The sequence below is a fragment of the Achromobacter sp. Marseille-Q0513 genome, from assembly GCF_018195695.1.
GTDB lineage: Bacteria > Pseudomonadota > Gammaproteobacteria > Burkholderiales > Burkholderiaceae_B > Achromobacter.
Map to the genome: position 1 here is coordinate 1 of NZ_JAGTJY010000329.1, position 2,618 is coordinate 2,618.

Below are 2,618 nucleotides of genomic sequence, written 5' to 3' on the forward strand. Positions count from 1 at the left end.
AGCTCGGGCTGCAAGGCGCGGTGCCGGCGTCGGAGCTGGCGCCCACGCTGCCCGGCCGGCGCCTGGTCGGCCAGGCCGTCACGGTGCGCAACGTGCCGCGCGCCGACAGCGTCGCCGCGGCCGCCGCCAGCGACAAGGGCATGATGGGCGAGCACGAAGCCTACAACCTGGCCGAGCCGGGCGACGTGGTGGTCATCGAAGGGTTGCCCGGCGTGTCGAACCTGGGCGGCCAGTCCGCCGCCGTCGCCAGCCGCAGCGGCTGCGCCGGCGCCATCGTCGACGGCGGCCACCGCGACCCCGACGCTTCGCGCGCACTGGGCTTCCCGATCTGGTCGCGCGGCCCCACGCCCATCACCGGCAAGTGGCGGCTGCGCACGGCCGAGATCAACGGCACGGTCCATATCGCGCGGATGCCGGTGCAGGCCGGCGACCTGGTCGTGGCCGACGACGCCGGCGTGGTCTTCGTGCCCCATGCCCACGCGCTGGCCGTGCTGGAAGCCGCCGAGCGCGTGCACGCTGGCGATGCGCGCCAGAAGGCCGACATCGCGCGCGGCGTCGACCTGGCCACGCTGGCCGCCACCCGCTACAAGTAGCCCCGATTTCCAACCCGTTCCCGTCAGCCATGAACCCCGACATCCAATGCGTAGTCCAGAGCGCCGACATCCTCGGCGAAGTGCCCCTGTGGTGCGACCGCAGCCAGCGCCTGTGGTGGGTCGACGTGCGCCGCCCCGCGCTGCAATCCCATGATCCCGCCACCGGCCGCCACACCGCGCAGCGCCTGCCCGAGACGCTGCTGGTCGGCTCCATCGCGCTGCGCGAGGCCGGCGGCTTCGTGCTGGCCACCAACCACGGCCTGTACTTCTACGACCCCGCCAGCGACCTGCCGCCGCAAGCCGTCGTCGACCCCGAAAGCGACAAGCCCGGCCACCGCCTGAACGACGGCAAGTGCGATCGCCGCGGCCGTTTCTGGGTCGGCAGCATGCTCGACCAGAAGCGCGAGCCCGCCGGCACGCTGTACCGCTTCGATCCGGACCATCGCTGCCACGCCATGCTCGACGGCTTCGTGCTGCCCAACGCGCTGTCCTGGAGTCCGGACGACCGAAGCATGTATTTCGCGGACACGCACAACCAGGTGATCTGGGTCTTCGACTACGACCTGGACGACGGCGCGATCTCGAACCGGCGCGTCTTCAAGGACTGGACCCACCAGCTCGGCCGTCCCGACGGCGCCACGGTGGACGCCGACGGCTATGTATGGAACTGCATGGTCGCCACCGGCCAGCTGGTGCGCCTGGCGCCGGACGGCCGCGTGGACCGCGTGATCCAGCTGCCGGTCACCAACCCGACCTGCCCCGCCTTCGGCGGCGCGGGCCTGGACACGCTGTACATCACCAGCCATTCGCAGCGGCTGACGCCGGAAAAACTGGCGCTGGAACCGCTGGCCGGCGGCCTGTTCGCGCTCGACGTGGGCGTGAAAGGCCTGCCGGAACCGCGCTACCGGGGCTGAGCAGCCCATCGCACACCGGGGACCAGACGCGGCCACCGCGCGCCCCATCGTCGCCGCGCCAGCGGCACAGGAGGAGACAGACATGCAGAGAGTATTCGCCGCGGCGCTCTGCGCCGCCTTGTTGATGGCCGGCCCGGCGCGCGCCGAGGGCGTGGTCAAGCTGGTCGTGCCCTTCGCGCCGGGCGGCCCGGTCGACCAGGTGGCGCGGCTGGTGGCGCCGGACCTGTCGGCCGAGCTGGGCGCGACCGTGGTGGTGGAAAACCGGGGCGGCGCCGGCGGCACCATCGGCGCCAACGCGGTCGCCAAGGCGGCGCCCGACGGCCAGACGCTGCTGGTGGCGACGCTGGGCTACGTCATGTCCGCCGGCACCACGCCCCACCTGCCCTACGACCCGCGCAAGGACCTGACGCCGCTGTACCTGTTCGGCCAGGTCCAGAGCCTGCTGGTGGTGCGCAACTCGCTGGGCGTGTCCACGCCCGCCGAGCTGGTGAAGCTGGCCAAGTCGGGCGCGCCGCTCAGCTATGGCTCAAGCGGCGTGGGCTCGACCATGCACATCGGCGGCGAGCTGTTCAACATCGCCGCCGGCGCCAAGGCCACCCACGTGCCCTATCGCGGCGCGGCGCCCGCGCTGATCGACCTGATCGCCGGGCGGGTGGACATGGTCAATGCCGACGTGCCGGTGCTGCAACCCTATGTGAAGGACGGACGCGTCAAGGCCATCGTCATCTACGACACCCAGCGCTCGCCCTATCTGCCCGACGTGCCCAGCGCGCAGGAGGCCGGCCTGCCGGCGCTACAGATGAGCAACTGGTACGGCGCGCTGGCGCCGGCCGCCACGCCGCTGGCCACGCGCCAGCGGCTGGAACAGGCTTTCGCCAAGGTGATCGCCAAGCCCGAGCTGGCGCGCAAGCTGGCCGACGCGGGCCTCTCCGGCCCGCTGGGCGCGGCGGATTTCCAGGCCAAGCTCAACGCCGATCTGGACCGCTGGGTGCCCATGATCCGCCAGGCCGGCATCCGCACGGAATGACCACCGTGACGGAACGACGCCGCCTGCTGATGATCGGCCCGCTGCCACCGGGCCTGCGCGTCGCGCTGGCCGAACGCTATGAAC

The 2,618-nt window shown here is 72.1% G+C and carries 3 protein-coding genes; all 3 read left to right on the top strand.

The window, feature by feature from the left end; translation table 11 throughout:
- A partial coding sequence (locus KDH83_RS30245; RefSeq protein WP_212322629.1) for an RraA family protein occupies positions 1 to 593 on the top strand: 593 nt, incomplete at its 5' end.
- A 29-nt stretch (positions 594 to 622) separates the two neighbouring features.
- The gene (locus tag KDH83_RS30250; RefSeq protein ID WP_212322631.1) at positions 623 to 1,507 is read left to right on the top strand and encodes an SMP-30/gluconolactonase/LRE family protein; all 885 of its coding nucleotides are present in this window, start codon (positions 623 to 625) and stop codon (positions 1,505 to 1,507) included.
- Between the two features lie 82 nt (positions 1,508 to 1,589).
- Positions 1,590 to 2,534 (top strand): tripartite tricarboxylate transporter substrate-binding protein, encoded by a 945-nt coding sequence (locus KDH83_RS30255; RefSeq protein ID WP_212322634.1) that lies wholly within the window; start codon positions 1,590 to 1,592, stop codon positions 2,532 to 2,534.
- The last annotated feature ends 84 nt before the right edge of the window (positions 2,535 to 2,618 follow it).

What these genes read in the sequence shown, in the direction of transcription:
- KDH83_RS30250 (WP_212322631.1), top strand. Translation starts at nt 623, where the DNA reads ATGAACCCCGACATCCAATGCGTAGTCCAGAGCGCCGACATCCTCGGC.
- KDH83_RS30255 (WP_212322634.1), top strand. Translation starts at nt 1,590, where the DNA reads ATGCAGAGAGTATTCGCCGCGGCGCTCTGCGCCGCCTTGTTGATGGCC.